Annotated in this window: 26 protein-coding genes and 1 tRNA gene; 18 read left to right on the plus strand and 9 right to left on the minus strand. The window is 68.7% G+C overall.

Annotation, left to right across the window (positions count from 1 at the left end):
* The first annotated feature begins 53 nt into the window (after positions 1-53).
* From HJG44_RS03110 to HJG44_RS03130, 5 genes are all read left to right on the plus strand, one after another.
* Positions 54-908 carry a branched-chain amino acid ABC transporter permease gene (locus tag HJG44_RS03110; protein ID WP_171216848.1) on the plus strand — a complete coding sequence of 285 codons (855 nt, stop codon included), beginning with the start codon at positions 54-56 and terminating at the stop codon, positions 906-908.
* Complete coding sequence (locus tag HJG44_RS03115; RefSeq protein ID WP_171216849.1) at positions 898-1,944, plus strand: branched-chain amino acid ABC transporter permease; 1,047 nt, start codon at positions 898-900, stop codon at positions 1,942-1,944. Before HJG44_RS03110 ends, HJG44_RS03115 begins: the two co-directional genes overlap by 11 nt.
* Positions 1,941-2,690 carry an ABC transporter ATP-binding protein gene (locus HJG44_RS03120; RefSeq protein ID WP_171216850.1) on the plus strand — a complete coding sequence of 250 codons (750 nt, stop codon included), beginning with the start codon at positions 1,941-1,943 and terminating at the stop codon, positions 2,688-2,690. Before HJG44_RS03115 ends, HJG44_RS03120 begins: the two co-directional genes overlap by 4 nt.
* Complete coding sequence (locus HJG44_RS03125) at positions 2,687-3,403, plus strand: ABC transporter ATP-binding protein (protein WP_171216851.1); 717 nt, start codon at positions 2,687-2,689, stop codon at positions 3,401-3,403. Before HJG44_RS03120 ends, HJG44_RS03125 begins: the two co-directional genes overlap by 4 nt.
* A gap of 96 nt (positions 3,404-3,499) precedes the next feature.
* Complete coding sequence (locus HJG44_RS03130) at positions 3,500-3,760, plus strand: hypothetical protein (RefSeq protein ID WP_171216852.1); 261 nt, start codon at positions 3,500-3,502, stop codon at positions 3,758-3,760.
* A gap of 118 nt (positions 3,761-3,878) precedes the next feature.
* Here the strand turns inward: HJG44_RS03130 and HJG44_RS03135 are convergent, their stop codons facing one another.
* Together HJG44_RS03135 and HJG44_RS03140 are read right to left on the minus strand one after the other, a co-directional pair.
* A complete protein-coding gene (locus HJG44_RS03135; protein WP_171216853.1) occupies positions 3,879-4,883 on the minus strand; it encodes an NADPH:quinone oxidoreductase family protein in 1,005 nt (334 codons plus the stop codon).
* A gap of 30 nt (positions 4,884-4,913) precedes the next feature.
* Positions 4,914-5,129: a hypothetical protein gene (locus HJG44_RS03140; protein ID WP_171216854.1), complete on the minus strand. Its 216-nt coding sequence runs from the start codon at positions 5,127-5,129 to the stop codon at positions 4,914-4,916.
* Between the two features lie 241 nt (positions 5,130-5,370).
* Between HJG44_RS03140 and HJG44_RS03145 the strand changes: the two genes are divergently transcribed.
* The gene (locus HJG44_RS03145; protein ID WP_171216855.1) at positions 5,371-5,622 is read left to right on the plus strand and encodes a hypothetical protein; all 252 of its coding nucleotides are present in this window, start codon (positions 5,371-5,373) and stop codon (positions 5,620-5,622) included.
* 13 nt (positions 5,623-5,635) lie between these two features.
* Here HJG44_RS03145 and HJG44_RS03150 read toward each other — a convergent pair whose 3' ends face one another.
* Positions 5,636-6,274, minus strand: a complete 639-nt coding sequence (locus HJG44_RS03150; protein WP_171216856.1) for a tetratricopeptide repeat protein — start codon at positions 6,272-6,274, stop codon at positions 5,636-5,638.
* 138 nt (positions 6,275-6,412) lie between these two features.
* Between HJG44_RS03150 and HJG44_RS03155 the strand changes: the two genes are divergently transcribed.
* Positions 6,413-7,948 carry a DNA recombination protein RmuC gene (locus HJG44_RS03155; RefSeq protein ID WP_171216857.1) on the plus strand — a complete coding sequence of 512 codons (1,536 nt, stop codon included), beginning with the start codon at positions 6,413-6,415 and terminating at the stop codon, positions 7,946-7,948.
* A gap of 30 nt (positions 7,949-7,978) precedes the next feature.
* Here the strand turns inward: HJG44_RS03155 and hrcA are convergent, their stop codons facing one another.
* The gene (gene hrcA / locus HJG44_RS03160) at positions 7,979-9,067 is read right to left on the minus strand and encodes a heat-inducible transcriptional repressor HrcA (RefSeq protein ID WP_171216858.1); all 1,089 of its coding nucleotides are present in this window, start codon (positions 9,065-9,067) and stop codon (positions 7,979-7,981) included.
* A gap of 110 nt (positions 9,068-9,177) precedes the next feature.
* On the opposite strand from hrcA, the gene rph reads away from it, so the two are divergent.
* The 4 genes from rph to denD are packed head-to-tail and all read left to right on the plus strand — an operon-like array spanning position 9,178 to position 12,890.
* The gene (gene rph, locus HJG44_RS03165; RefSeq protein ID WP_171216859.1) at positions 9,178-9,894 is read left to right on the plus strand and encodes a ribonuclease PH; all 717 of its coding nucleotides are present in this window, start codon (positions 9,178-9,180) and stop codon (positions 9,892-9,894) included.
* 48 nt (positions 9,895-9,942) lie between these two features.
* Complete coding sequence (locus tag HJG44_RS03170; protein ID WP_171216860.1) at positions 9,943-11,121, plus strand: GNAT family N-acetyltransferase; 1,179 nt, start codon at positions 9,943-9,945, stop codon at positions 11,119-11,121.
* A 15-nt stretch (positions 11,122-11,136) separates the two neighbouring features.
* Complete coding sequence (locus HJG44_RS03175) at positions 11,137-11,883, plus strand: SDR family oxidoreductase (RefSeq protein ID WP_171216861.1); 747 nt, start codon at positions 11,137-11,139, stop codon at positions 11,881-11,883.
* A gap of 23 nt (positions 11,884-11,906) precedes the next feature.
* A complete protein-coding gene (gene denD, locus HJG44_RS03180; RefSeq protein ID WP_171216862.1) occupies positions 11,907-12,890 on the plus strand; it encodes a D-erythronate dehydrogenase in 984 nt (327 codons plus the stop codon).
* A gap of 38 nt (positions 12,891-12,928) precedes the next feature.
* On the opposite strand, the gene HJG44_RS03185 is transcribed toward denD, so the two are convergent.
* The 3 genes from HJG44_RS03185 to HJG44_RS03195 form a co-directional block, all read right to left on the minus strand.
* Positions 12,929-13,246 (minus strand): GCG_CRPN prefix-to-repeats domain-containing protein, encoded by a 318-nt coding sequence (locus HJG44_RS03185; RefSeq protein WP_171216863.1) that lies wholly within the window; start codon positions 13,244-13,246, stop codon positions 12,929-12,931.
* A gap of 93 nt (positions 13,247-13,339) precedes the next feature.
* Positions 13,340-14,299 carry a 2-hydroxyacid dehydrogenase gene (locus HJG44_RS03190; protein WP_246736003.1) on the minus strand — a complete coding sequence of 320 codons (960 nt, stop codon included), beginning with the start codon at positions 14,297-14,299 and terminating at the stop codon, positions 13,340-13,342.
* A gap of 49 nt (positions 14,300-14,348) precedes the next feature.
* The gene (locus HJG44_RS03195; RefSeq protein WP_171216864.1) at positions 14,349-14,600 is read right to left on the minus strand and encodes a hypothetical protein; all 252 of its coding nucleotides are present in this window, start codon (positions 14,598-14,600) and stop codon (positions 14,349-14,351) included.
* Between the two features lie 160 nt (positions 14,601-14,760).
* Between HJG44_RS03195 and HJG44_RS03200 the strand changes: the two genes are divergently transcribed.
* The 7 genes from HJG44_RS03200 (at position 14,761) to HJG44_RS03230 (ending at position 21,033) form a co-directional block, all read left to right on the plus strand.
* A complete protein-coding gene (locus HJG44_RS03200; protein WP_171216865.1) occupies positions 14,761-15,825 on the plus strand; it encodes an ABC transporter ATP-binding protein in 1,065 nt (354 codons plus the stop codon).
* A 44-nt stretch (positions 15,826-15,869) separates the two neighbouring features.
* A complete protein-coding gene (locus HJG44_RS03205; protein WP_171216866.1) occupies positions 15,870-17,189 on the plus strand; it encodes an ABC transporter substrate-binding protein in 1,320 nt (439 codons plus the stop codon).
* Positions 17,190-17,306: 117 nt separating this feature from the next.
* Positions 17,307-18,263: a carbohydrate ABC transporter permease gene (locus HJG44_RS03210; RefSeq protein WP_171216867.1), complete on the plus strand. Its 957-nt coding sequence runs from the start codon at positions 17,307-17,309 to the stop codon at positions 18,261-18,263.
* A complete protein-coding gene (locus HJG44_RS03215) occupies positions 18,263-19,150 on the plus strand; it encodes a carbohydrate ABC transporter permease (RefSeq protein WP_171216868.1) in 888 nt (295 codons plus the stop codon). The genes HJG44_RS03210 and HJG44_RS03215 overlap by 1 nt, the downstream gene beginning before the upstream one ends.
* A gap of 70 nt (positions 19,151-19,220) precedes the next feature.
* Entirely contained in the window at positions 19,221-20,558 is a 1,338-nt protein-coding gene (locus HJG44_RS03220; RefSeq protein WP_171216869.1) for an erythromycin esterase family protein, read from the plus strand.
* Between the two features lie 101 nt (positions 20,559-20,659).
* Positions 20,660-20,893 carry a hypothetical protein gene (locus HJG44_RS03225; protein ID WP_171216870.1) on the plus strand — a complete coding sequence of 78 codons (234 nt, stop codon included), beginning with the start codon at positions 20,660-20,662 and terminating at the stop codon, positions 20,891-20,893.
* 65 nt (positions 20,894-20,958) lie between these two features.
* Positions 20,959-21,033, plus strand: a tRNA-Gly gene (locus HJG44_RS03230).
* A gap of 84 nt (positions 21,034-21,117) precedes the next feature.
* Here HJG44_RS03230 and HJG44_RS03235 read toward each other — a convergent pair.
* Both HJG44_RS03235 and HJG44_RS03240 read right to left on the minus strand, forming a co-directional pair.
* Complete coding sequence (locus HJG44_RS03235; protein WP_171216871.1) at positions 21,118-22,341, minus strand: site-specific integrase; 1,224 nt, start codon at positions 22,339-22,341, stop codon at positions 21,118-21,120.
* Positions 22,331-22,561, minus strand: a complete 231-nt coding sequence (locus HJG44_RS03240; protein WP_246736004.1) for a hypothetical protein — start codon at positions 22,559-22,561, stop codon at positions 22,331-22,333. The genes HJG44_RS03235 and HJG44_RS03240 overlap by 11 nt, the downstream gene beginning before the upstream one ends.
* Positions 22,562-22,819: the final 258 nt, after the last annotated feature.

A 22,819-nucleotide genomic window follows, 5' to 3' on the forward strand; every position in this document is an offset into this window, starting at 1 on the left:
CCTGCTTCTGCTGCTCTCCGCTCGCCACGCTCCGCGCGCCACCCGCCACACCCATGCTGACCATCCTGTTCGACGGGGTCGCCTACGGCATGCTGCTGTTCGTGCTGGCCTGCGGGCTGGCCGTGACGCTCGGCCTGATGAACTTCGTCAACCTCGCCCATGGCGCCTTCGCCATGGCCGGTGGCTATGTCAGCGCCCTGATGCTGAACCGCTGGGGCGTGCCCTTCGTGGCGACGCTGCCCTTCGCCTTCATCATCCCGGCTGCGATCGGGCTCGTGCTCGAGCGCACCCTCTACGTCCACCTCTACGGACGGTCGCATCTCGACCAGGTGCTGTTTTCCATCGGCCTCGTCTTCATGTCGGTCGCGGCGGTCGACTACGCCTTCGGCTCGCAGCAGCAATTCATCCGCCTGCCGGCCTGGCTGCAGGGCCGCGTGGAGATCGCGGGCGTGCAGGTCGGGCTCTACCGCTCCTTCATCATCGCGATCTGCGCGGTGCTGGTGATCGCGATCCAGCTCGTCCTGACGAAGACGCGGTTCGGCAGCCGGCTGCGGGCCGCCGTCGACGACCCTCGCGTCGCGCGCGGGCTCGGGATCAACGTCAACGGCATCTTCGCGGCGACCTTCGCAGTCGGGTCCGGGCTCGCGGGACTCGGCGGGGCGCTCGGGGCGGAGATCCTGGGGCTCGACCCGAGCTTCCCGCTCAAGTTCATGATCTACTTCCTGATCGTGGTGACGGTGGGAGGAACCTCCGGCATCGTCGGCCCCTTCGTGGCCTCGCTCATCCTCGGCATCGCGGACGTGGCCGGCAAATACTACGTGCCGGCCTTCGGGGCCTTCGTGATCTACACGCTGATGATCGTGGTCCTGGTGCTGCGGCCGCAGGGGCTCTTCGCCCGTGCCCGCTGAGGCAGGCTCCCGCTCGCCCGTCGAGGCCGGGCTCCGCCACCGCCCGCGCTGGCGCTGGCAGGAGACCGTCTTCTGGATCCTGGCTTTCGGCTCCTTCTTCCTGACGAGCGACAAGCACCTGCTCGTCAGCGAGATCGCGATCCTGGCGCTCTTCGCCCTCTCGCTCGACCTCATCCTCGGCTATGCCGGCATCGTCTCCCTCGGCCACGCGGCCTTCCTCGGGCTCGGCGCCTATGTGGCGGGCCTCCTCGCCAAGCACGGTGCCGGCGAGCCGCTGCTCGGCCTCGTCGCAGCCGCCGCGGCGGCCGCGCTCGCCGGTTTTGCGACGAGCTTCCTCGTGCTCCGCGGGGCGGACCTCACGCGCCTCATGGTGACGCTCGGGGTCGCGCTCGTCTTCGGCGAGATCGCGAACCAGGCCGCCTGGCTCACGGGCGGCGCCGACGGGCTGCAGGGCATCACCATGGGGCCGGTCCTCGGCCTGTTCGAGTTCGACATCTTCGGGCGGACCGCGCACGCCTACACGCTCGTCGTCCTCTTCATCCTGTTCCTGCTCGCCCGGCGCGTCGTTCATTCCCCGTTCGGCCTCTCCATCATGGCCATTCGCGACAACCCGCTCCGGGCGCGGGCGGTCGGCGTCCCGGTGAACCGGCGCCTCGTCGCCATCTACACCATGGCCGCCGCCTATGCGGGGGTCGCGGGCGCGCTTCTCGCCCAGACGACGCAGTTCGTCTCCCTCGACGTGCTCGAGTTCCACCGCTCGGCCGACCTCATCCTCGTCCTCGTGATCGGCGGGGCGGGCTATCTCTATGGCGGGCTGATCGGCGCGGTGGTGTTCAAGCTCCTGCAGGACGCCTTCGCGACGCTCACGCCGCAATACTGGCTGTTCTGGATCGGCCTGATCCTCGTCGTCCTCGTGCTCGTCGGCCGCGAGCGGATCAGCCTTCACGCCCATGGCGTGCTCGGCCGTATCTTCGGCCGCCTCGGCCTGCCCGGCCGCAGGGTCGCGCCGCTGGCGGGCGGGGAGCCCCGGCCATGACGGCCGCGCTCGAGACGATCGGCCTGAAGAAGCGCTTCGGCGGCCTCACGGCGACCGACGATGTTACCTTCCGGCTTGAGAAAGGCGCGCGGCACGCGCTCATCGGCCCCAACGGCGCCGGCAAGACGACCTTCATCAACCTCCTCACCGGCGTCCTCGCCCCGAGCGGCGGCACCGTCCTGCTCGAAGGCGCCGACATCACGCGCCTCCCGCCCGATGCACGCGTCCGACGCGGCCTTGCCCGCACCTTCCAGATCAACCAGCTTTTTCCCGCGCTCACGCCGCTGGAGACGATCGGGCTCGCGGTCTCCGAGCGGCTTGGCGGCGGTTGGCACTGGTGGCGCAGCCTCGGCACGCGCCGGCCGATCATGGCGGAGATCGAGGCGGTGGCCGAGCGCTTCGGCCTGACCGATATCCTGGGCGAGCGCACGGCGACGCTGCCCTATGGCAAGCAGCGCCTCCTGGAGATCGCGGTCGCGTTCGCGTCGAAGCCGCGGGTTCTGCTCCTCGACGAGCCGGCGGCAGGCGTGCCGGAAGCGGAGCGGGCGGACCTGCTGGCCGCGGTCGCGGCGCTGCCGCGCGAGGTTTCCGTGCTCCTCATCGAGCACGACATGGACCTTGTCTTCTCCTTCGCCGAACGGATCTCGGTCCTCGTGAACGGCGCGCTCTTCACGGAGGGCACGGTCGAGGAGGTCTCGACGGATCCGCGGGTGCGCGCCGTCTATCTCGGGGAGGCGGAGCATTGAGCGGCCTTCTTACGGTCTCGGGGCTGCGCGCCGGCTATGGCGAGGCGGTCGTCATCGACGGCATCGACCTTGCCCTGGGGGAGGGGCGCTCGCTCGCGGTCCTCGGCCGCAACGGCGTCGGCAAGACGACCCTCCTCAACACGATCGTCGGCGTCACGCGTCACCGCGGCGGTACGATTGCGCTCGGCGGCCGCGACATCACGCGGCTGCGGCCGGAACAGCGCGCGCAGGCCGGCATCGGCTGGGTGCCGCAGGAGCGCAACATCTTCCGCTCGCTGACGGTGGAGGAGAACATGACCGCCATCGCCCGCCCGGGCCCCTGGACGGTGGAGCGGGTCTACGGCCTCTTCCCCAGGCTCAAGGAGCGGCGCTCGAACATGGGCAACCAGCTCTCGGGCGGCGAGCAGCAGATGCTCGCGGTCGGCCGCGCGCTCGTGTTGAACCCGAGGCTCATGCTGCTCGACGAGCCGACGGAGGGTCTCGCCCCCATCATCATCGAGGAGCTGCTGGCCGCGCTCCAGCGCATCCTCCGCGAGGAAGGCATGTCGGCGATCGTAGTCGAGCAGCACGCCCAGAAGATCCTGGGCGTGACCGACGAAGCCGTGATCCTGGAGCGCGGCGTGGTCGTGCACCGGGCCGCGAGCGCAGCTTTGCGGCAGGACGCGGCGGCGCTCGAGCGCTATCTCGGGGTGGCCGGCAAGAAGGTCACCTGACACCGCGACGCATACCGGAAACGTATGTCACCACAGACGCACGGGACTGGAACAGCCGGGCTTTATATGCTTTCATTCCTGGAAAGGGAGGAAAGCATGAGAGAATTGCCCCAAGATGCAGGCGCGGCGGTGAAATTGCTCGCCGACGAGGTGAAGCGCCTCAACGGCAAGGTCGCCGCGCTCGAGGCTTACGTCGCCTCGCTGCATGGCACGGTCACCCGGGATCCCGAGGCATTGCGGCGGTTCGCCGACTACTGCTGCAAGGAACGGCCGGCCGTCGGCTCAGCGGAATACGATTGGGCCTGCGCGACCCTCGATACGCTGATGCATAACCGCTGGTGCGATCCGCGGCCCTGATTGGGCGCGCTGGCACGCTTGCAAGAAGCTGCGCGGAGCGCGCATGCCGGGAGGTGCCGGAATCGGGCGGAAGCAGGACGGAAGGCCTCAGTGATGTCGAGGCGGGATTTGCGCGGGGTCAGGCCCCGCCGACCGTCACCACCAGCTTTCCCGTCGCGCCGCGGCTCGCGAGCTTTCGGATCGCCTCTGCCCCGCGCTCCAGCGGGTAGCGCTCCGACACGTAGGGCCGGATCTTGCCGGCGGCGTAGAGGTCCAGGAGTTCGCGGTTGTTCTGAGCGTTTCCGGCCGGGTCGCGCCGGGTGAACTCGCCCCAGAACACGCCCACCACCTGGCACGACTTCAGCAGCGTCAGGTTCAGCGGCAGGCGCGGGATGCCGGCCGGAAAGCCGACCACCAGATAGCGCCCTTCCCAGGCGATCGCCCGGAGCGCCGGTTCCGCATAGTCGCCGCCCACCGGATCGTAGATCACGTCGGCGCCGCCCTCGCCGCAGGCGGCCTTGAAAGCATCGGCCAGGGCCTTCGACTCCTCCCTGGATGAGGGAGCCGGCCCATAGACGAAGCCCGAATCCGCCCCGTGCTTCCTGGCGAGCGCCAGCTTCTCCTCGGACGACACCGCCGCGACCACGCGCGCGCCCATCGCCTTGCCGAGCTCGACGGCCGCGAGTCCGACCCCGCCCGCGGCGCCGAGCACCAGCAGCGTCTCGCCGGGCTTCAGCCCAGCCCGGTTCTTCAGAGCGTGGTACGAGGTCCCGTATGTCAGGATGAAGGCGGAAGCTTCGTCGAACGGCATGGTGTCCGGGATCGCGAGGCATTTCGCGGCTGGGACGACCGCCTTCTCGGCCATGCCGCCGGCGAGCAGCGAGCCGATCACCCGGTCGCCGGGCTTGAGACCGGTCACGCCCTCGCCGACCCGCTCGACCACGCCGGAGATTTCGGCGCCCGGCGCGAACGGGCGGGGCGGCCGGAACTGATATTTGTCCTGGATGATGAGGACGTCGGGGAAGTTCGCCCCGCAGGCCTTCACGGCGACGAGCACCTCGCCCGGGCCGGGCTCCGGCTCCGGCATGTCCCTGAGCACGAGGGTTTCGGGCCCGCCCGGAGCCTCGCTGACCAGCGCCTTCATGCCGTTCCGTCCACCTCTTCCAGCGTGAAACTACTTTCCGTAGCCCGGCGCGCCGATCGTCGGAAGGGTCGGGGCGGTCGCGCCGCCATAGACGTCCATGCGGCGGTTGGTGCCGTAGGTGTCCCGCCCGAGCGCCCCGCTCATGCTGGAGCTGAGGTCGCCCATGGCGTCGTCGCCGGAGCTGGACTGGCAGCCGGCGAGGAGAGAGCCCGCCACGAGCAGGCCGATGAGGGTGATGATGCGCATGGGAGCCTTCGCGAGATGGCGATTCGACCGCTCCTCATAAGCCGCGCCGGCCTCCGAAGGAAACGGTCCGCGTCGCGCGGCAAGGCCAGCCGACAACTTCAAGCAAAGGTGCAAGACGATCGCGGCGGTTGCTGGAGGCGAGAGACGAAAACAAAGCAAGGCGGTCGATTAACCAAGCTTTAATCATGATCTTCAAACTCGGTACAAAGCGGTTATCGTAGGCTCGATCTGGACCGAAGACATGGCGTCGGACACACCCGAGATACGAACCGAGCTCAACGCGGCCTGGCGGGCGGTGTCGGACCGGCTGATCAGCTGCGGCTACGCACGCTCGGCGGTGGTCGAGACGATGATGGGCGTCGCGCTCGCCGATCTGGACGAGCTATACGGTCTACAGGAGGCGACGCATTTCATCCTCAAGACGCGCAGCGCTCGGCGCAAGGCGGCAGAGAGCGAGATGCGGATGGAGGCGAGGCGCGCGGCCTTCGGCTGATCGCCGCCGGACCCTATAGGTCGCGCCCTTCCACTTCGGGCGAGATGCGGTCGACGACCTTCTTCGCATCCTCCAGGAACGGGTGCAGCGCGAGCGCCTTGCGATAGGCCTCGAGCGCCCGGCGCTTGTCGCCGCCCGCCATGTAGACATGGCCGAGCGCCGCCCAGGCCGCGAAATGGCGCGGCTCGGCGCTGAGCGCCTTGTGCAGGTCGGCCATCGCGTCGGCAGGGTCCTCCAGCATGTAGAAGGCCGCGGCGCGGCGATGCCACGCCTCCGCCCAGCCGGGCCTGAGCTGGGTCACGCGGTCCAGGAGCTCGATGGCGAGCGGCGCGTCCTTCGCCTCCAGGGCCTGGACGGCGCGGGACATCAGCAGGTCCGCCGTATCGCTGCCCGACCGGGCGAGCCGGCGCTCGATCAGGTTCTCGATCCCCTTCGCCTCCGTCTCGTCGGCAGCCGCGGCGAGCCGGGCGAAAAGGTCGTCGAGCGTGGACGGCCGGCGCGTCTCGGCCTTCTGCGGCCCGGGCGTGCGCTCGGCAGGCTTCGGCTCGATCGCCAGACTCGGGGGCGTGGCCGGCCGCGGCGCCTGCCCGAGCGCCGCCGTCGTCCCGAAGGGGGCGGCGAGCGCGAGCGCCAAGAAGAGAAGCCGTCGCATGGAGGGATGATGGGCGTCCTGCAGGGCGCGGTCAATGCGGCGGGCTGCCCGTGCTGGCTGTGCATGACCGTATCGCCGCTCTCGTCTCCGGGGCCGAGACGTTCTAGCTTTGTTCGGAAACTGACTCGCACGGACCCGATGCCGTTTGATCCCGTCTGGCTCGCTATCCTCCTCGGCTGCATCACGTCGATCCTGTCCGGGGTCGCCGCCTTCCGGCCGCGAGTCGCGGGCGACCCGTTGCTCCGGAACGCGCTGGACGAGCTGAGCAGGGATCTGGGCCAGCTCCGCACCGCGCTCGCGGAGGACCTGAAGCGGGGACGGGACGAGACCGGCAGCCAGGCCCGTGACCTCCGCCAGGAGGTGCAGACGATCGTGGCGCGCCTCGGCGAGACGCTCGGGGCCAATATCGGGCTCCTCGGCACGGCTCAGGCGGAGAAGCTCGACAGCGTGGTCGTGAACGTGAAATCGCTTGCGGAGGCGAACGAGCGCCGGCTCGGCGAGATGCGGCGCGACGCCGACGAAGGCGGCAAGGCGCTGCGCGAGGAGGTGGTGCGGCAGCTCAAGGCCCTCGCCGAGTTCCTCGACGGCAACCTGGAGAAGGGCGCGGCGAGCCAGAAGGAGCGGCTCGACGGCGTCGCGACGGAGATCCGCCGGCTCATCCAGACCAATGCCGAAGCCAACGAGAACCTCCGTCAGACTGTCGAAGGCAAGCTCGAGACGCTGCGCAACGACAATGCCCAGAAGCTGGAGGAGATGAGGCGGACGGTTGACGAGAAGCTGCAGGGCACGCTGGAGGAGCGGCTCGGCGAGAAGTTCAAGATCGTCAGCCATCAGCTCGAGCAGGTCTTCAAGAGCGTGGGCGAGATGCAGTCGCTCGCCTCGGGCGTCGGCGACCTGAAGCGCGTCCTCACCAACGTGAAGACGCGGGGAACCTGGGCGGAGGTGTCGCTCGGCCATCTGCTGGAGCAGGTGATGGCGCCCGAGCAGTTCGTCCGCAACGTGGAGGTGAAGCCGGGCTCGGGCGAGCGGGTCGAGTTTGCGATCCGGCTGCCGGGACAGGGCGAGGGCGACGCGGGGGTCCTGCTGCCGATCGACGCGAAGTTCCCGAGCGAGGATTACGAGCGCCTGCTGGACGCCTCCGAACGCGCCGACGGCGCCGCGGTCGAGGCCGCGCTCAAGGGGCTGGAAGCCCGGATCCGGCAGGAGGGGCAGACCATCTGCACCAAATACATCTGGCCCCCGGACACGACGGATTTCGCCATCCTCTACCTGCCGACGGAGGGCCTCTATGCCGAGGTCATCCGCCGGCCGGGTCTCGTCGACCATCTCCAGGCGCAGTGCCGGATCGTGGTCGCCGGCCCGACGGTGCTGCTCGCCATCCTCAACAGCCTGCGCATGGGCTTCCGGACGCTCGCGATCCAGAAGCGGTCGAGCGAGGTGTGGCAGACGCTCGCGGCCGTGAAGACCGAGTTCGGGAAATACGGCGAGGTCCTGGATGCCGTCCGGAAGAAGCTGAACGAGGCGACGAACCAGATCGACAAGGTGGCCGTACGCAAGCGCGCCATCGACCGGAAGCTGCGCGAGGTGGAGAGCCTGCCCGAGGGAGAGGCGGGTGCGGTGCTCTCGCTGGAGAAGCTGATCCAGGAAGGCGACCTCCTGGACGCCGCGGAGTAGCGGTCCGACCGCAGGTTGGCCGCCGAGTGACTACCGTCCCCCTTCCAGCAGCCGCGATACGACCCGGGCCGTGAAGTCGACCATCGGCACGATGCGGGCGTAGTTGAGCCGGGTCGGGCCGATGACGCCGACGGCGCCCACGACGCGCTGCTGACCGTCGCGGAAGGGCGCGGCGATCATGGACGAGCCGGAGAGCGAGAACAGCCGGTTCTCCGACCCGATGAAGATGCGCACCCCCTCGCCCTCGTCCGCGCGGGTGAGGAGGTCGATCACGTCCGTCTGCGTCTCCAGATCCGCGAAGAGGAGGCGGATGCGCTCCAGGTCCTCGGCCGCGCGCAGGTCTTCGAGAAGGTTCGCCTGGCCGCGGACGATGAGCTGGCGCCCCTCGGCCGCCCCGACCGTGGTGGCGAGGCCGGCATCGACGAGCCTTGCGGTGAGCTCGTCGAGCTCGCGCTCCATCTCGGCGCGGCGCTGCTGCAGCTCGGCCCGCAGCTCCGGCAGCGTGCGCCCGGCGATCCGGGCGTTCAGATAGTTGGACGCCTCCACGAGCGCCGAGACGGGAAGGCCGGGCGGCAGGTCGAGGAGCCGGTTCTCGACGGAACCGTCGTCGGAGACGAGCACCACCAGCGCCCGGCCCGGATCGAGCCGGACGAACTCGATATGCTTCAGCCGCGCATTCGTCTTCGTGGTCACGACGACGCCCGCCCCGCGCGAGATGCCGGAGAGCATGGACGAGGCTTCCGCGAGCGCCGTCTCGAAGGTGTGGCGGGACGCGGCCGCGCGCATTTGCGATTCGATGCGGTCGCGCTCGTCCGCCGCCACGTCGCCGATCTCGAGCAGCGCGTCGACGAAGAAGCGAAGCCCGTACTGGGTCGGCAGGCGGCCGGCGCTCGTATGGGGGGCGAAGATGAGCCCGGCCTGCTCCAGGTCGGCCATGACGTTGCGCACCGAGGCCGAGGAGAGGGTCATCGGCAGCATGCGGGCGATGTTCTTCGAGCCGACCGGCTCGCCCGTGGCGAGGTAGCTCTCGACGATCTGGCGGAAGATCTCGCGCGAGCGCTCGTTCAGCTCCGCGATCGCGCGGGTCGGCGGCGAGGGCGGGACGGTCGGTGCGTTCATGTCAGCCGGACTATGTGCCGTCGCGTTCGGGCCGCCGCAAGGGCACTCAGGTGCGGCTTGCCGCCCGGGAGGCGAGCCCGTAAGGACCCCCGATCCCACAGGAGACAGGCATGCGGCCTTCAGGGCGCCGACCGGACGAACTCAGGCCCGTGACATTGGAGCGCGGCGTGGCGCGCTATGCGGAGGGCTCCTGCCTCGTGTCCTTCGGCAACACCAAGGTGCTGTGCACGGCCTCGCTTGAGGAACGCGGCCCGCCTTGGCTGCGCGGGTCGGGACGGGGCTGGGTCACGGCCGAATACGCCATGCTGCCGCGAGCGACGCACGAGCGGACGCGACGCGAGGTCACCTCCGGCAGGCCGTCCGGCCGCACGCAGGAGATCCAGCGCCTGATCGGGCGCTCGTTGCGTGCCGTCGTGAACCTCGCGGCCTTGGGCGAGCGCCAGGTCACCATCGATTGCGACGTGCTCCAGGCGGACGGCGGGACGCGCACGGCCTCCATCACGGGGGCCTGGATCGCGCTGCACGAGTGCTTCGCCTGGATGCGGGAGCGCTCCATCATCTCCGTCGATCCGATGAAGGACCATGTCGCGGCGATCTCCTGCGGCATCCATGCCGGGACGCCGGTGCTCGATCTCGACTATGTCGAGGACTCGGCCGCGGAGACGGATGCCAATTTCGTCATCACGGGCTCGGGCGGCATCGTCGAGGTTCAGGGCACCGCGGAGGGAAAGCCCTTCACGGACGACGAGCTCCTGGCGCTGCTGCGCCTCGCCAAGGCGGGCGTATCCGAGCTCGTCGCGAAGCAGAAGGCCGTCCTCGCAGGCTGATCCGCGCCCCCCGCCCGCCTGCCTGCCGGCAAGCCGAGGAGCCCCGCCATGCGCGCCGTCACCGATCCCGAAACCCGCCTTCCGATCGGCCCCGAGGTGACCGCCACGCCGGCGCGGCGGCCGGCGCCCAATATCCGGCTCGAGGGGCGGACGGTGCTGCTGGAGCGGCTCGATCCGGACAAGCATGCCGCGGCCCTGTTCCGCGCGGTCGAGGCGGGCGATCCGGCGCAGCTCTATCTCTATCTCTCGCCGCCGCCCCCGACCGATTTCGCCGGCTTCCGCAGCCTGATGGCCGCGATGGCGGCGGCCGAGGATCCGTTCGCGCTGGCGGTGGTGGACAGGGAGACGGGCGAGGCCGTCGGCCACGCCACCTTCATGCGGATCGAGCCGACCCACCGCGTGATCGAGGTCGGCAACATCCTCTACACGCCTGCCCTCCAGCGCAGCGTCGCGGCGACCGAGGCCATGTACCTCATGGCCCGGCACGCCTTCGAGGAGCTCGGGTACCGGCGCTACGAATGGAAGTGCAACGCGCTCAACGCACCGTCCCGGCGCGCCGCGGCGCGCTACGGCTTCACCTACGAGGGCACCTTCCGCAGCCACATGATCGTGAAGGGGCGCTCGCGCGACACCGCCTGGTTCTCGATCACGGAGGAGGAGTGGCCGGCCCGCAGGCGCGCCTTTGAGCGCTGGCTCGATCCGGCCAATTTCGATTCCGGGGAGCAGCGGGTGTCGCTGTCCACGATCAATTCTCCCACCCTCCGGGCGGGCGACGCCGTCCTGCGGCGGGCCGGGCGGGACGACGTGGAAGCCTTCGACGCGGTGCACCGCGCCGCCTTCGCCCAAAACCGCGAGATCCTGGGGCGCGAGCCGCTGCCGCTGCTCATCGGGCCCGATGAGGTGCTCTCCCGCTACGAGACCTGGCTCCTGGAGGACGAGCGCGGGCTCGCCGGCACGCTGGCGCTTGAACCGAGGGCAGATGACCTGGAGATATGGAGCGTCGCGGTCGAGCCCTCGCGCCAGGATACCGGGATCGGCCGGAAGCTCCTGTCCGCGGCCGAAGCACGGGCGAAGGCGCTCGGGCTCGGGACGCTCCGCCTCTATACGGGCGCGGCGCTCACGAAAAACGTCGACTGGTACGGCCGCAGGGGCTACGCGGTCGAGCGGACGGAAGAGCTGCCCGACGGGCGGCAGGTCGTCCACATGGTCAAGCACATAGAACCATAGCTCGGGAGACGACGCATGGCCGGAAGGCTCGAGGGCAAGACCGCGCTGGTGACGGCTGCGGGTCAGGGGATCGGGCGCGCCATCGCGGAAGCGTTCGTGCGGGAAGGCGCCACGGTCTGGGCGACCGACCTCGATCCGGCGAAGCTCGCCGGACTCGGCGCCGCCGAGACCCGCAAGCTCGATGCGCTGTCCACCGAAGCCGTCGATGCGCTCGCGAAGGAGACCGGCCCGATCGGCATCCTCGTCAACGCCGCCGGCTACGTCCATGCCGGCACGGTCTTCGAGACGTCCGACCGCGACTGGGACTTCTCCTTCGACCTGAACGTCAAGTCGATGCACCGGACCATCAAGGCCTTCCTGCCGGGCATGCTGGAGCGGGGAGGCGGCTCCATCATCAACATCGCGTCCGGGGCCTCCTCGGTGAAGGCGGCACCGAACCGCTACGTCTACGGCGCCACGAAAGCCGCCGTGATCGGGCTCACGAAGGCGGTCGCGATCGACTTCATCCGGCGCGGGATCAGGGCCAACGCGATCTGCCCGGGCACCATCCAGTCGCCGTCCCTGGACGAGCGCATCGCCGCGCAGGCCAAGGCGACCGGCAAGAGCCTGGACGAGGTTCGCCAGATGTTCATCGACCGCCAGGCGATGGGCCGGCTCGGCACGCCGGAGGAGGTGGCCTACATGGCGCTCTATCTCGCCTCGGACGAATCGAAGTTCACGACGGGCCAGATCCATCTCGTCGACGGTGGCTGGTCGCTCTGACTGCGGCCGGAGGGAGCGGTCCCATGCACATCCTGGTTCTCGGTGCGGCCGGCATGATCGGCCGCAAGCTCGTCGGCCGGCTCCTCGCGGACGGCCAGGTCGGCGGCCGCCCGATCAGCCGCCTCACGCTGTTCGACATGGTCGAGCCCACGGCCCCGGGCGGATCGGTCCCGGCCGACACGGTCGCGGGCGATCTTGCCGCGGCAGGGCAGGCCGCGAAGCTGGTCGCGGACCGGCCGGACCTGATCTTCCATCTCGCGGCGATCGTGTCGGGGGAGGCCGAGGCCGATTTCGAGAAGGGCTACCGGGTCAATCTCGACGGGACGCGCGAGCTCTTCGAGGCCATCCGTCTTGTCGGGGACGGCTACAGGCCGCGGCTCGTCTTCACCTCGTCCATCGCGGTCTTCGGCGCGCCCTTCCCGCCGGACGGCATCCATGACGAGTTCCACACGACGCCGCTCACGAGCTACGGCACGCAGAAGGCGATCGGCGAGCTGCTGCTCGCGGATTATTCGCGCCGCCTCTTCTTCGACGGAATCGGAATCCGGCTTCCCACGATCTGCGTCCGGCCGGGCAAGCCCAACAAGGCCGCCTCCGGCTTCTTCTCCGGGATCATCCGCGAGCCGCTGAACGGGCAGGAGGCCGTGCTGCCGGTGCCGGAGACGGTGCGGCATTGGCATGCCTCGCCCCGCGCCGCGATCGGCTTCCTGATGCACGCGGCCAGCATGGATACGGCCCGGCTCGGGGCGCGGCGCAACCTCACCATGCCGGGGCTCTGCGCGACGGTCGGCGAGCAGATCGCGGCCCTGCGGCGCGTTGCAGGCGACCGGGTCGCGAACCTGATCCGACGCGAGCCCGACGAGACCATCATCCGCATCGTCCAGGGCTGGCCCGAGACCTTCTCGGCGAGGCGCGCCGAGGCGCTCGGCTTCCGGGCGGAGCGGAGCTTCGACGAGATCATCCGGGTCTATGTCGAGGACGAACTCGGCGGAAGGCTGCCCGCCTGAAAAGGATGTGGCGGCGGATGGGCCGCCGCCACGTCGCATCACCAGAATACCGGATGCGGTGCGTAGAACCCGACCGAGATGACCGGCCGGTAGGGCTTGTAGTAGCGCGGACCGTACCAGCCGTATCGGACGGGCCGGTAGTGACGAGGCCCATACCAGCCGTACCGAACGGGACGGTAGTAGCGCGGGCCGTACCATCCGTAGGGCCCATAGACCGGCCCTGGCTTGAACGGACGGCAGAAGCCGAAGGCGTCGCGTCCCCAGCCCGGGCCGCAACCCTGCGCCGCTTCGGCCGTCGTCGTATTCGCGAGACCGGCTGCAATAAGCGCAGCCAAGCCGATCAGCATCTTCTTCATTTTTCGCTGTCGTTCCCTGGCGTGTTGGTCGCCCCTTGCGCCCCAAAACCGGCAAGGGCCGCGCAGGTTCCCGGGGAGCCCGGATGACGCCGTTCAGCGCCTGTAGGGCGTCTCCGCCACGGGCGTGAGCGGGCCCTTGCCGGCGAACCACGAGACGAGGTTGTCGACCACGAGCTGGCCCATGGCGCGCCGGGTCTCGACCGAGGCCGAGCCGACATGGGGCAGGAGCACCACGTGCTCCATCTCGATCAGCTCCTTGGGCACGCGGGGCTCGTCCGCGAAGACGTCGAGGCCGGCCGTGAGGATCGTCTTGGAGCGGAGCGCCTCGATCAGCGCGGGCTCGTCCACCACGCTGCCGCGGCCGACATTGACGAAGACGCCGTTCGGTCCGAGCGCGCGCAGCACCTCGGCATTCACCATCCGGTCCGTCTCGGCGCTGCCCGGCGCGACCGAGATCAGCACGTCAACCGCCTCCGCGAGGCCGACGAGCGTGGGATAGTAATCGTAGGCGACGTCCTCCTGCCGGCTGCGGCCGTGATAGCTGATCGGCAGGCCGAAGGCTTCGAGCCGTTTTGCCACCGCCTTGCCGATGCGGCCGAGCCCCAGGATGCCCACCTTGCGGCCGCGCAGCGTTGCCGTGAGCGGGTAGGGCTTCTCCAGCCAGCGGCCCTCGCGGAGATAGCGGTCGACCTGCGGGAGCTGGCGGATGGTGGCGATGAGGAGCCCGACGGTCAGGTCCGCCACCTCGTCCGTCAGCACGTCGGGCGTGTTCGTGACGATGATCCCGCGCCGCCCCGCCTCGACCGCGTCGATGTAATCGTAGCCCACCCCGAAGCTCGACACGATCTCGAGCTTCGGGAAACGGTCCAGGAACGCCGCGTCCACCTTCGTGTGCCCGCCGAGCGCGATTCCCCGTATCGTCGGGCCGACCTCGCGCAGAAAGGCCTCCCGGTCGGGCGCCTCCCAGGCCTTGTGCAGCGTGAACTGCCGCTCCAGCCCCTCGATCACGACGGGCGGCATCTGGGCCGGCATCAGGACGGGTACGCTCGTCAACGGGCTCTCCTCGGATGTGGCGCGCCGGCGGCGCGCTCTTGTCGGGCGTTCAGGCGCGGCTCGATCCCATGCGCGCCCGCATCAAGCGCGCAAGGTCGCGCGGCGTCTCGATCCGGGCGGCCTTCACGGCACGCGAGCCGCATTCGGAGCATCTGAGGCGCCTCGTCAACTGGACGAGCGGGATGTCGCCGAGACCGTCATCGTCCCGGCCGATCGCCGATCGCCGGCCGCAGGACAGGCACTCCACGAGAATGCCGGAGACCGGAGGCCCCTGCCGTGTGCGCTCGTTCCGGCTCGCCATGGACCGGATTCGGCCCATGCCGTCATTCAGGAGTCAAGCACGGCCCCTAGGGCCTGCGTCCGAAAGCATGAGGGGCTCCGGCTTCCGCATGCTCCTGCGGCTGTGCTACGCCAAGGCAAGGCCGCTCTTTTCGCGAAGCGGCTGCGATACGGGAGGTGGCATGGCGTCGGTCGGCATCCGGGACGTGCAGAAGGCCTTCGGTTCGACGCGCGTCATCCATGGCGTCTCCGTCGACATCCAGGACGGGGAATTCGTCATCCTCGTCGGCCCCTCCGGCTGCGGAAAGTCGACGCTGCTGCGCATGATCGCGGGGCTCGAGAACATCTCCGGCGGCGAGATCCGCATCGGCGACCGCGTCGTGAACGACGTCCCGCCCAAGGAGCGGGACATCGCCATGGTGTTCCAGAACTACGCGCTCTACCCGCACATGACGGTTCGGGAGAACATGGCCTTCTCCCTGAAGCTCCGGAAGGCGCCGAAATCCGAGATCGAGACCCGGGTGGCCAAGGCCGCGCAGATCCTCGGCCTCGGCGCCCTGCTCGACCGCTATCCGCGCCAGCTCTCGGGCGGTCAGCGCCAGCGCGTCGCCATGGGCCGCGCCATCGTGCGCGATCCGCAGGTCTTCCTCTTCGACGAGCCGCTTTCGAACCTCGACGCCAAGCTCCGCGTCGCGATGCGGACCGAGATCAAGGAGCTGCACCAGCGCCTTCGGACGACCACCGTCTATGTGACGCACGACCAGATCGAGGCCATGACCATGGCCGACCGGATCGTGGTCATGCATGACGGCGTCGTCGAGCAGATCGGTGCGCCTCTCGAGCTCTACGACAAGCCGCAGAACCTGTTCGTCGCGGGGTTCATCGGGTCCCCTGCGATGAACTTCTTCAACGGCAGGATCCGGACGAACGGTCAGGCGACATTCGTCGGCGACAGCGGGATCGAGATCCCGCTCGGCCACAGCGCGCCTCCTGCGTCCGACGGCCGCCCCGTGACGCTCGGGGTCCGCCCGGAGCATTTCCGGGTTGCGGAAGACGGCGTCCCGGTCGAGGTGGTCGTCGTCGAGCCGACCGGCTCCGAAACGCTTCTCGCCCTGAAGGCAGGTGGCCAGGAGCTCACCTGCGTGTTCCGCGAGCGCGTTCTGCCGAAGCCCGGCGAAACGATTCGGATCCGTCCAGACACCGCGTCGGCGCACTTCTTCGACCGGGAGAGCGGACAGCGGATCTGAGGCAAGACTTCAGAACAGAAGAAAACCTAGGGAGTGAAGCTGCGATGACAATGAACAGGCGCGACCTTCTTCTGACGGGCGCGGCCGGTCTGGCCGCGACGTCGCCGTTCCTGAGCCGGACGCCTGCCCTCGCCCAGGCTGCGGAGCCGAACTACAAGCCTGAGCAGGGAGCCGAACTCCGCATCCTGCGCTGGTCGCCCTTCGTGAAGGGCGAAGAGGACGCTTTCCTCGCCAACGCCAAGAAGTTCACCGACCAGACGGGCGTGCAGGTCCGGATCGACAAGGAGAGCTGGGAGGATATCCGGCCGAAAGCTGCGGTCGCGGCCAATGTCGGATCCGGCCCGGACATCGTCCTCGTCTGGTTCGACGATCCCTTCCAGTACCCGGACAAGCTCGTCGACGTCACGGACCTCGCGACCTATCTCGGCGGCAAGTACGGCGGCTGGTATCCGGGCCTGGAGGGCTACACGAAGACGCGCGAGGGCAAGTTCATCGGCCTGCCGCTTGCGACCATCGCCAATGCGGTCTGCTATCGCGAGTCGCACGTGAAGGATGCGGGCTTTTCGACCTTCCCGACCAAGACGGACGAGTTCCTGGCCCTCTGCAAGGCGCTGAAGGCCAAAGGCACGCCGGCCGGGTTCACGCTCGGGCACGGCGTCGGCGACGGCAACAACTTCGCGCATTGGGTCCTTTGGAGCCACGGCGGCAAGATGGTCGACGAGAACGGGAAGGTCACGATCAACTCTCCCGAGACCATCGCGGCGCTGCGCTACGTGCGGGAGCTGTACCAGACGTTCATTCCGGGCACGGAGAGCTGGCTCGACGTGAACAACAACCGGGCCTTCCTGGCAGGTCAGGTCTCGGTCACCGCCAACGGGGTATCGCTCTACTACGCGGCCAAGAACGACCCGAAGCTCGCCGACATGGCGAGGGACATCAGGACAACCAATTTCCCGATCGGACCGGTCGGCCAGTCCGTGGAATTGCACCAGGTCACCTCGACCGTGCTGTTCAGGCACACCAAATACCCGAACGCGGCCAAGGCCTTCCTGAAGTTCATCTTCGAGGAGCCCCAGATGAACGCCTGGATCACCGCCTCATCGGCCTATTGCTGCCAGCCGCTCAAGGCCTTCGCGAACAACCCCGTCTGGACGTCGGACCCGAACCACGCCGCCTATGCGAGGGCGTCCGAGACGCTCCGGCCGAACGGCTATGCCGGCCCGCTCGGTCCCGCATCCGCCTCCACGATGGCCGATTACGTGCTCGTCGACATGATGGCGGAGGCCGCAACCGGCTCCCGGACGCCCGAAGAGGCCGCCCGCCGCGCCGAGCAGCGCGCCACGCGCTTCTATCGCAACGCCTGACGCTGAGTTCGACGCCCGGCCACCGCGGAGTGCCTCCGCGGTGGCCCGATTCTTTAGGGGCGAGGCGCCGCGCCACAGGTAGGTGCGGGCCGCTTTGTCCGCCGGGAGGACGCCGACATGGCGAATGCTGCCTTGGCCGGCACGGCCGGGACGAAAGACCGGGCGGGTCGCCGGCCCGTTTGGGGCCTCGGCCAGAGCCGCAACGCGCTCGGCATTCTCTTCATGGCGCCGGCCGCGCTCATCCTGCTCGTCTTCCTGGCCTATCCGCTCGGTCTCGGGGTCTGGCTCGCCTTCACCGACACGCGGATCGGCCGGGCTGGGACCTATGTGGGGCTGGAGAACTACGAGCTTCTCCTCGACGACAGCGTTTTCCGGCTCTCGATCTTCAACACGATCTTCTACACGGCCGTCGCCTCCGTCCTGAAGTTCGGGCTGGGGCTCTGGCTCGCGCTGATCCTGAACGAGCGGCTGCCCTTCAAGGCCTTCTTCCGCGCGATCGTGCTCCTTCCCTGGGTGGTTCCGACGGTGCTGTCCGCGATCGCCTTCTGGTGGATCTACGACGCGCAGTTCTCGATCGTGTCCTGGGCGTTGATCAAGCTCGGGATCATCGACAGCAACATCAACTTCCTCGGCGATCCCTGGAATGCCCGTGCCGCCGTGATCGCGGCCAATGTCTGGCGCGGCATCCCCTTCGTGGCGATCTCGCTCCTCGCCGGCCTCCAGACGATCCCCCCCTCGCTGCACGAGGCGGCGACCCTTGACGGCGCGACGCCTTGGCAGCGGTTCCGGAACATCACGCTTCCCATGCTGACCCCGATCATCGCGGTGGTGATGACCTTCTCGGTCCTGTTCACCTTCACGGACTTCCAGCTGATCTACGTGCTGACGCGCGGCGGGCCGCTCAACGCGACGCATCTGATGGCGACGCTGTCCTTCCAGCGCGCTATCCCCGGAGGGCAGCTCGGCGAGGGAGCGGCGATCGCGGTCGCCATGATCCCGTTCCTGCTCGCCGCGATCATGTTCTCCTATTTCGGCCTTCAGCGCCGGCGCTGGCAGCAGGGCGGAGCCGATTGATGGCCAGGATGTCACGCTCGCTTCCCGCGGACGACGCGGAGGGCATGAGCTATCTCGACCGGCTGCCGCGCCGGGTTGCGCTGGTCTATCTGCCGCTCGCGGTCTTCGTGTTCGTACTGCTGTTTCCGTTCTACTGGATGGCGATCACCGCCGTGAAGCCGAACGCGCAGCTCACCGATTACGAGAACTACAGCCCGTTCTGGGTGGTGCAGCCGACGCTCGAACACATCCGCTATCTCTGGACGACGACCTATCCGGCCTGGCTCTGGAATACGATCATCATCTCGGTCGGTTCGACCTTCCTGTCGATCGTCGCATCCGTGATGGCGGCCTATGCGATCGAGCGCGTGCGCTTCAAGGGCTCGCGCACGACGGGCCTCGCCATCTTCCTCGCCTACCTCGTCCCGCCCTCGATCCTGTTCATCCCGCTTGCCGCGATGGTGTTCCGGCTCGGCATCTACGACACCAAGCTCGCGCTGGTCCTCTCCTACCCGACCTTCCTGATCCCGTTCTGCACCTGGCTCCTCATGGGGTATTTCCGCTCGATCCCCTACGAGCTCGAGGAATGCGCCCTCGTCGACGGTGCGTCCCGGCTGCAGATCCTGTTCAAGGTCCTGCTGCCGCTCTCGGTGCCGGGACTCATCTCGGCTGGCATCTTCGCCTTCACGCTCTCCTGGAACGAGTTCATCTACGCGCTCACCTTCATCCAGTCCTCGGAGAACAAGACCATCTCGGTCGGCGTGCTGACCGAACTCGTCCGCTCGGACGTCTACGAATGGGGAGCCCTGATGGCCGGCGCGCTGATCGGCTCCCTCCCGGTCGTCATCCTCTACTCGTTCTTCGTCGAGCACTACGTCTCGTCCATGACGGGGGCCGTGAAGGAGTAGTCCGCTCGGTCCGATCCGACGGGAACGGTCGCCGGGCGCCGCGGTTTCGCCCTCCTCGGGAGGGGCTGCCATGGACGGGCTGCGGCTGCGCGGGCGGGATCGGGACAGGGTGCCGGAGGCCGAGATCGCGGCCGTGCGGGCCCATGCGGAGCCTCTGCCCGACATCGAGGATCCGGCCTTCGGGGCGATGTTCGACCGCTTCGCGGATGCCCGGGTGGTGCTGCTCGGGGAGGCGACCCACGGCACGAGCGAGTTCTACCGTGCCCGCGCGGCGATCACGCGGCGGCTGATCGAGCGGCACGGCTTCACGATCGTGGCGGTCGAGGCGGACTGGCCCGACGCCGCCCATATCGATGCCTTCGTGCGCGGGCGCGAGCGGCCCACGGCCGATGGCCCGCCCTTCACGCGCTTTCCGACCTGGATGTGGCGCAACGCCGAGGTGCATGCCTTCATCACCTGGCTGCACGCCCACAACCGCGAGCTGCCGGCCGAGAGGCGCATCGGCTTCCGCGGGCTCGATATCTATTCGCTCGGCGGCTCGATCGCGACCGTGCTGCAATACCTCGACCGGGTCGATCCGGAGGAGGCCAGGGATGCGCGCGGGCGCTACGGCTGCCTTTCGCCCTGGCTCGCCGACCCCGGCCGCTACGGCCGGGCGGTGCTGAATGGCGACAAGAAACCCTGCGCGCAGGCGCTGCTGGACCAGCTGAACGAGCTTCTGGAGAACCGCCTCGCCTATGCGCGCCTGTCGGGCGAGGAGGACTTCTTCGACGCCGTGCAGAATGCCCGGATCGCGCGGGCGGCCGAGCACTATTACCGGGTCATGTACCAGGGCTCGACGGAGTCCTGGAATCTGCGCGACCGGCACATGTTCGACACGCTGGAGCGCCTGCTCGCCGCGGGCGGAGCGGAGGCGCGGGCGGTCGTATGGGCGCACAATTCCCATATCGGCAATGCGACCGCGACCGCGATGGGCTGGCAGGGCGAGTTCAACATCGGCGAGCTCTGCCGCATCGCCTACCGGGACGGGGCCGTGCTGATCGGCTTCGGCACGGATCGGGGAACCGTCGCGGCTGCGGACGACTGGGACGAGCCGATGCGGGTGAAGAACGTCCTTCCCGCCCGGGCCGACAGCCACGAGCGCGTCTTCCGGGAGGCAGGCCTGCCGGCCGCGCTGACCGATTGGCGGCAGGATGCCGAGCTTCGCCAGACCTTGTCCGCCTCGCGGCTCGAGCGCGCGATCGGCGTCGTGTACCGGCCGCAGAGCGAGCTCGCGAGCCACTATTTCGAAGCCGTGCTGCCCGAGCAGTTCGATGCCTTCGTCTGGTTCGAGAAGACGAAGGCAGTCACCCCGCTCCCCGTCGCGCCGCAGCGCGGCGGCGGCGACCTGTATCCTTTCGGGCTGTGATCCGCCGGTCCCGGGATCGGCGGGCAGTCGCTTTCCCCAGAAAAGTTCTCGATATTTGCGGCCGAGCTGAAACTCTCTGGGTACCATGCCGTTCATCCGGCATGCGGACCGGCGGCAAGACCTCGTTCTCCTCGGACGCGTCCTTCGAGACGCGGTGCGACGCCATGCTCCTGGGCAGGCTCGGCCGCGAGCTCGCGCATGTCTATCACGACACGCTGCACGCGCCGCTGCCGGCGGCACTCAGGGCCCTGATCGACCAGCTCGAAGCCGCCCTCGACACGGGCGAGGGAAGCCGGCCGCAAGTCGCAAGCGCGCACAATCGCCCGCTTCGTTGAAGGGCGCCGGCCCGACCGCCCCGGCATGGACAAACCCCGGGAAGGCTTGCTATGCCTGCCCGCAGGCGGGCGTAGTTCAGTGGTAGAACGTCAGCTTCCCAAGCTGAATGTCGTCGGTTCGATCCCGATCGCCCGCTCCAAATTTCGCAGGCTCGACAAGAGCTTAAGACGGTCTGCCACTAATCTCCGTTCCCCACGTTCCCCGTCGCGTTCCCCATATCCGTTCAGGCCCCGTTCTTCGCGGCCCGGTGGGCGACGCGAAGTTTTGCGACCTTCCTGGATTTCCCGACCGCTCCCCGCGAGTAGCGGGCCGTGGTCGAAGCCTGTGAGTGGGCAGCCGACGACCTGATCGCGTCCAGGTCCGCTTCGGCGTCCTCTGCCTCAGTGATCGCGCCGGCGCGGGCGTCCATGTTCCAGACGTGGTCCGGTACCCCGGCCGCGCGAGCGACGGCTCGCCACTCCCGGGAATAGGCATCGTCGGCGTACGGCCGGCCGGCCTTCTCATCCATGATCACGGGGCCGACTCGTCGCTCTGGCGGAACGTGCGCCACGACCTGCAGAACGTGCGGGCAGAGCGAGACGTCATGGGCGGCGATAGCGCCGGTCTTGGACGTCACCTTGCGCGTCACGCCGTCGAGGACGAGCTCGCTCCAGGTCAGGCCGTTCACCCAGCGCTTGCCGTTCAGGACAATTCCGGTCGCGGGAGTGTCGGCCGGGATCGGCTCCCATTCCCCGATCACATCCTTCTGCCGGAGGAGAAGGTCGAACTGGATGGCGGTCCCAAGCGCGAGGGAAACGCGGCCCATCTCGATTGCCTTCGGGATGAACGCGGCCACGTGCTCAGCATCGAGCGTAGTGCGGCGCCGTTCCGGGCCGGGGAAGCGGGTCTCCTGAAGGATCGCGTGCACCCGACTGCATCCTGACAGCTCGGCCGCGACGCCGTAGGAGAACATCTCCCGGAGCTTCTTCATGATGCCCCAGGCGCGGCGGACGCGCGGAGGGGCGCCCGGCTCTTTCGGCTTTTTCGCCGCCTCGTACCAGCGCCAGAGGTCAGACAGGCCGATGGCGGCTATGGCTCGATCGCCGAAGGCCTTCTCGATGAGCTTGAGGACGTGGAGATCCTTCTCCCGCGTGTTGTGCTTCATCCGCTGGAACGGGCTGGCCTCGTCCGTCTGGTAGCGCCGGGACAGGCCGCGGATCGTGCCGTCATAGCGATTCAGGTCCCGCTTACGACCGCTGGACCACTCCAGCATCTCGGCTTGGAAGCGCATGCAGGCAGCCGAGATCAGTTCCCGGTCACCCGGCTTGCTCTCGTCATAGGGGAGGGGGATCGTCTTGGGCGTGTAGCCCTTCTTCACGAGGTCGGGCCGGGCGCACCAATACAGCCGGGGCGGTCCCGACTTGTTCGGCCGGCGCTTCAGGCCGGGCATGTCGGCGTCAGAGGGCATCGAGGTTCTCCATTCCGTCCGCTTGGACGACCTCGATGCTAGAAAGGGCATAGCGCCGGAGCCAATAGGCCTCGACGGCGGGCCAGAACCGGCCGCCCATGATCGGATCCACCTTGGGCAGGCCGTCGCGCTCGAGCACGATCGACTTCGCGGCCCACTCCTTGGGAGTCTGGCTCAGCCGCCGGGCGACCTCTGCCTCGCAGGGAAATAGCCCCGTCATCTTCACAGCCCGGTCGGAGGCGGCGGAGCGGGGCATCGGCTTAGGAGCGGCTAGTCCGCTCGGGACGGGATTTCCGCCCAGCGATCTTGAGGCCCTCTCGCACAAGCGCCCGAATAGCGTCTGAGCGGCAGGACTGCCCGGCAGGAATCGCCCAAGCGTCGATCGCGTCCAGATCCGACTTATCGAACACAACGAGTGTTCGATGGCGAGCAGGCGCGCGGGTGCGCCGCTCAGCTCCATAAGCTGATCGCATGGGGA

Origin of the sequence: Enterovirga aerilata (genome assembly GCF_013044135.1) — a bacterium.
Taxonomy (GTDB): Bacteria; Pseudomonadota; Alphaproteobacteria; order Rhizobiales; family Beijerinckiaceae; genus Enterovirga; species Enterovirga aerilata.

What these genes read in the sequence shown, in the direction of transcription:
- HJG44_RS03135 (WP_171216853.1), bottom strand. Translation starts at nt 4,883, where the DNA reads ATGAAGGCGCTGGTCAGCGAGGCTCCGGGCGGGCCCGAAACCCTCGTG.
- HJG44_RS03175 (WP_171216861.1), top strand. Translation starts at nt 11,137, where the DNA reads ATGGCCGGAAGGCTCGAGGGCAAGACCGCGCTGGTGACGGCTGCGGGT.
- HJG44_RS03225 (WP_171216870.1), top strand. Translation starts at nt 20,660, where the DNA reads ATGCGGACCGGCGGCAAGACCTCGTTCTCCTCGGACGCGTCCTTCGAG.
- hrcA (WP_171216858.1), bottom strand. Translation starts at nt 9,067, where the DNA reads ATGAACGCACCGACCGTCCCGCCCTCGCCGCCGACCCGCGCGATCGCG.
- HJG44_RS03185 (WP_171216863.1), bottom strand. Translation starts at nt 13,246, where the DNA reads ATGAAGAAGATGCTGATCGGCTTGGCTGCGCTTATTGCAGCCGGTCTC.
- HJG44_RS03140 (WP_171216854.1), bottom strand. Translation starts at nt 5,129, where the DNA reads ATGCGCATCATCACCCTCATCGGCCTGCTCGTGGCGGGCTCTCTCCTC.
- HJG44_RS03235 (WP_171216871.1), bottom strand. Translation starts at nt 22,341, where the DNA reads ATGCCCTCTGACGCCGACATGCCCGGCCTGAAGCGCCGGCCGAACAAG.
- HJG44_RS03200 (WP_171216865.1), top strand. Translation starts at nt 14,761, where the DNA reads ATGGCGTCGGTCGGCATCCGGGACGTGCAGAAGGCCTTCGGTTCGACG.
- rph (WP_171216859.1), top strand. Translation starts at nt 9,178, where the DNA reads ATGCGGCCTTCAGGGCGCCGACCGGACGAACTCAGGCCCGTGACATTG.
- HJG44_RS03215 (WP_171216868.1), top strand. Translation starts at nt 18,263, where the DNA reads ATGGCCAGGATGTCACGCTCGCTTCCCGCGGACGACGCGGAGGGCATG.
- HJG44_RS03130 (WP_171216852.1), top strand. Translation starts at nt 3,500, where the DNA reads ATGAGAGAATTGCCCCAAGATGCAGGCGCGGCGGTGAAATTGCTCGCC.
- HJG44_RS03155 (WP_171216857.1), top strand. Translation starts at nt 6,413, where the DNA reads ATGCCGTTTGATCCCGTCTGGCTCGCTATCCTCCTCGGCTGCATCACG.
- HJG44_RS03145 (WP_171216855.1), top strand. Translation starts at nt 5,371, where the DNA reads ATGGCGTCGGACACACCCGAGATACGAACCGAGCTCAACGCGGCCTGG.
- HJG44_RS03210 (WP_171216867.1), top strand. Translation starts at nt 17,307, where the DNA reads ATGGCGAATGCTGCCTTGGCCGGCACGGCCGGGACGAAAGACCGGGCG.
- HJG44_RS03195 (WP_171216864.1), bottom strand. Translation starts at nt 14,600, where the DNA reads ATGGCGAGCCGGAACGAGCGCACACGGCAGGGGCCTCCGGTCTCCGGC.
- HJG44_RS03170 (WP_171216860.1), top strand. Translation starts at nt 9,943, where the DNA reads ATGCGCGCCGTCACCGATCCCGAAACCCGCCTTCCGATCGGCCCCGAG.
- HJG44_RS03150 (WP_171216856.1), bottom strand. Translation starts at nt 6,274, where the DNA reads ATGCGACGGCTTCTCTTCTTGGCGCTCGCGCTCGCCGCCCCCTTCGGG.
- HJG44_RS03205 (WP_171216866.1), top strand. Translation starts at nt 15,870, where the DNA reads ATGACAATGAACAGGCGCGACCTTCTTCTGACGGGCGCGGCCGGTCTG.
- HJG44_RS03120 (WP_171216850.1), top strand. Translation starts at nt 1,941, where the DNA reads ATGACGGCCGCGCTCGAGACGATCGGCCTGAAGAAGCGCTTCGGCGGC.
- HJG44_RS03240 (WP_246736004.1), bottom strand. Translation starts at nt 22,561, where the DNA reads ATGACGGGGCTATTTCCCTGCGAGGCAGAGGTCGCCCGGCGGCTGAGC.
- HJG44_RS03220 (WP_171216869.1), top strand. Translation starts at nt 19,221, where the DNA reads ATGGACGGGCTGCGGCTGCGCGGGCGGGATCGGGACAGGGTGCCGGAG.
- denD (WP_171216862.1), top strand. Translation starts at nt 11,907, where the DNA reads ATGCACATCCTGGTTCTCGGTGCGGCCGGCATGATCGGCCGCAAGCTC.
- HJG44_RS03110 (WP_171216848.1), top strand. Translation starts at nt 54, where the DNA reads ATGCTGACCATCCTGTTCGACGGGGTCGCCTACGGCATGCTGCTGTTC.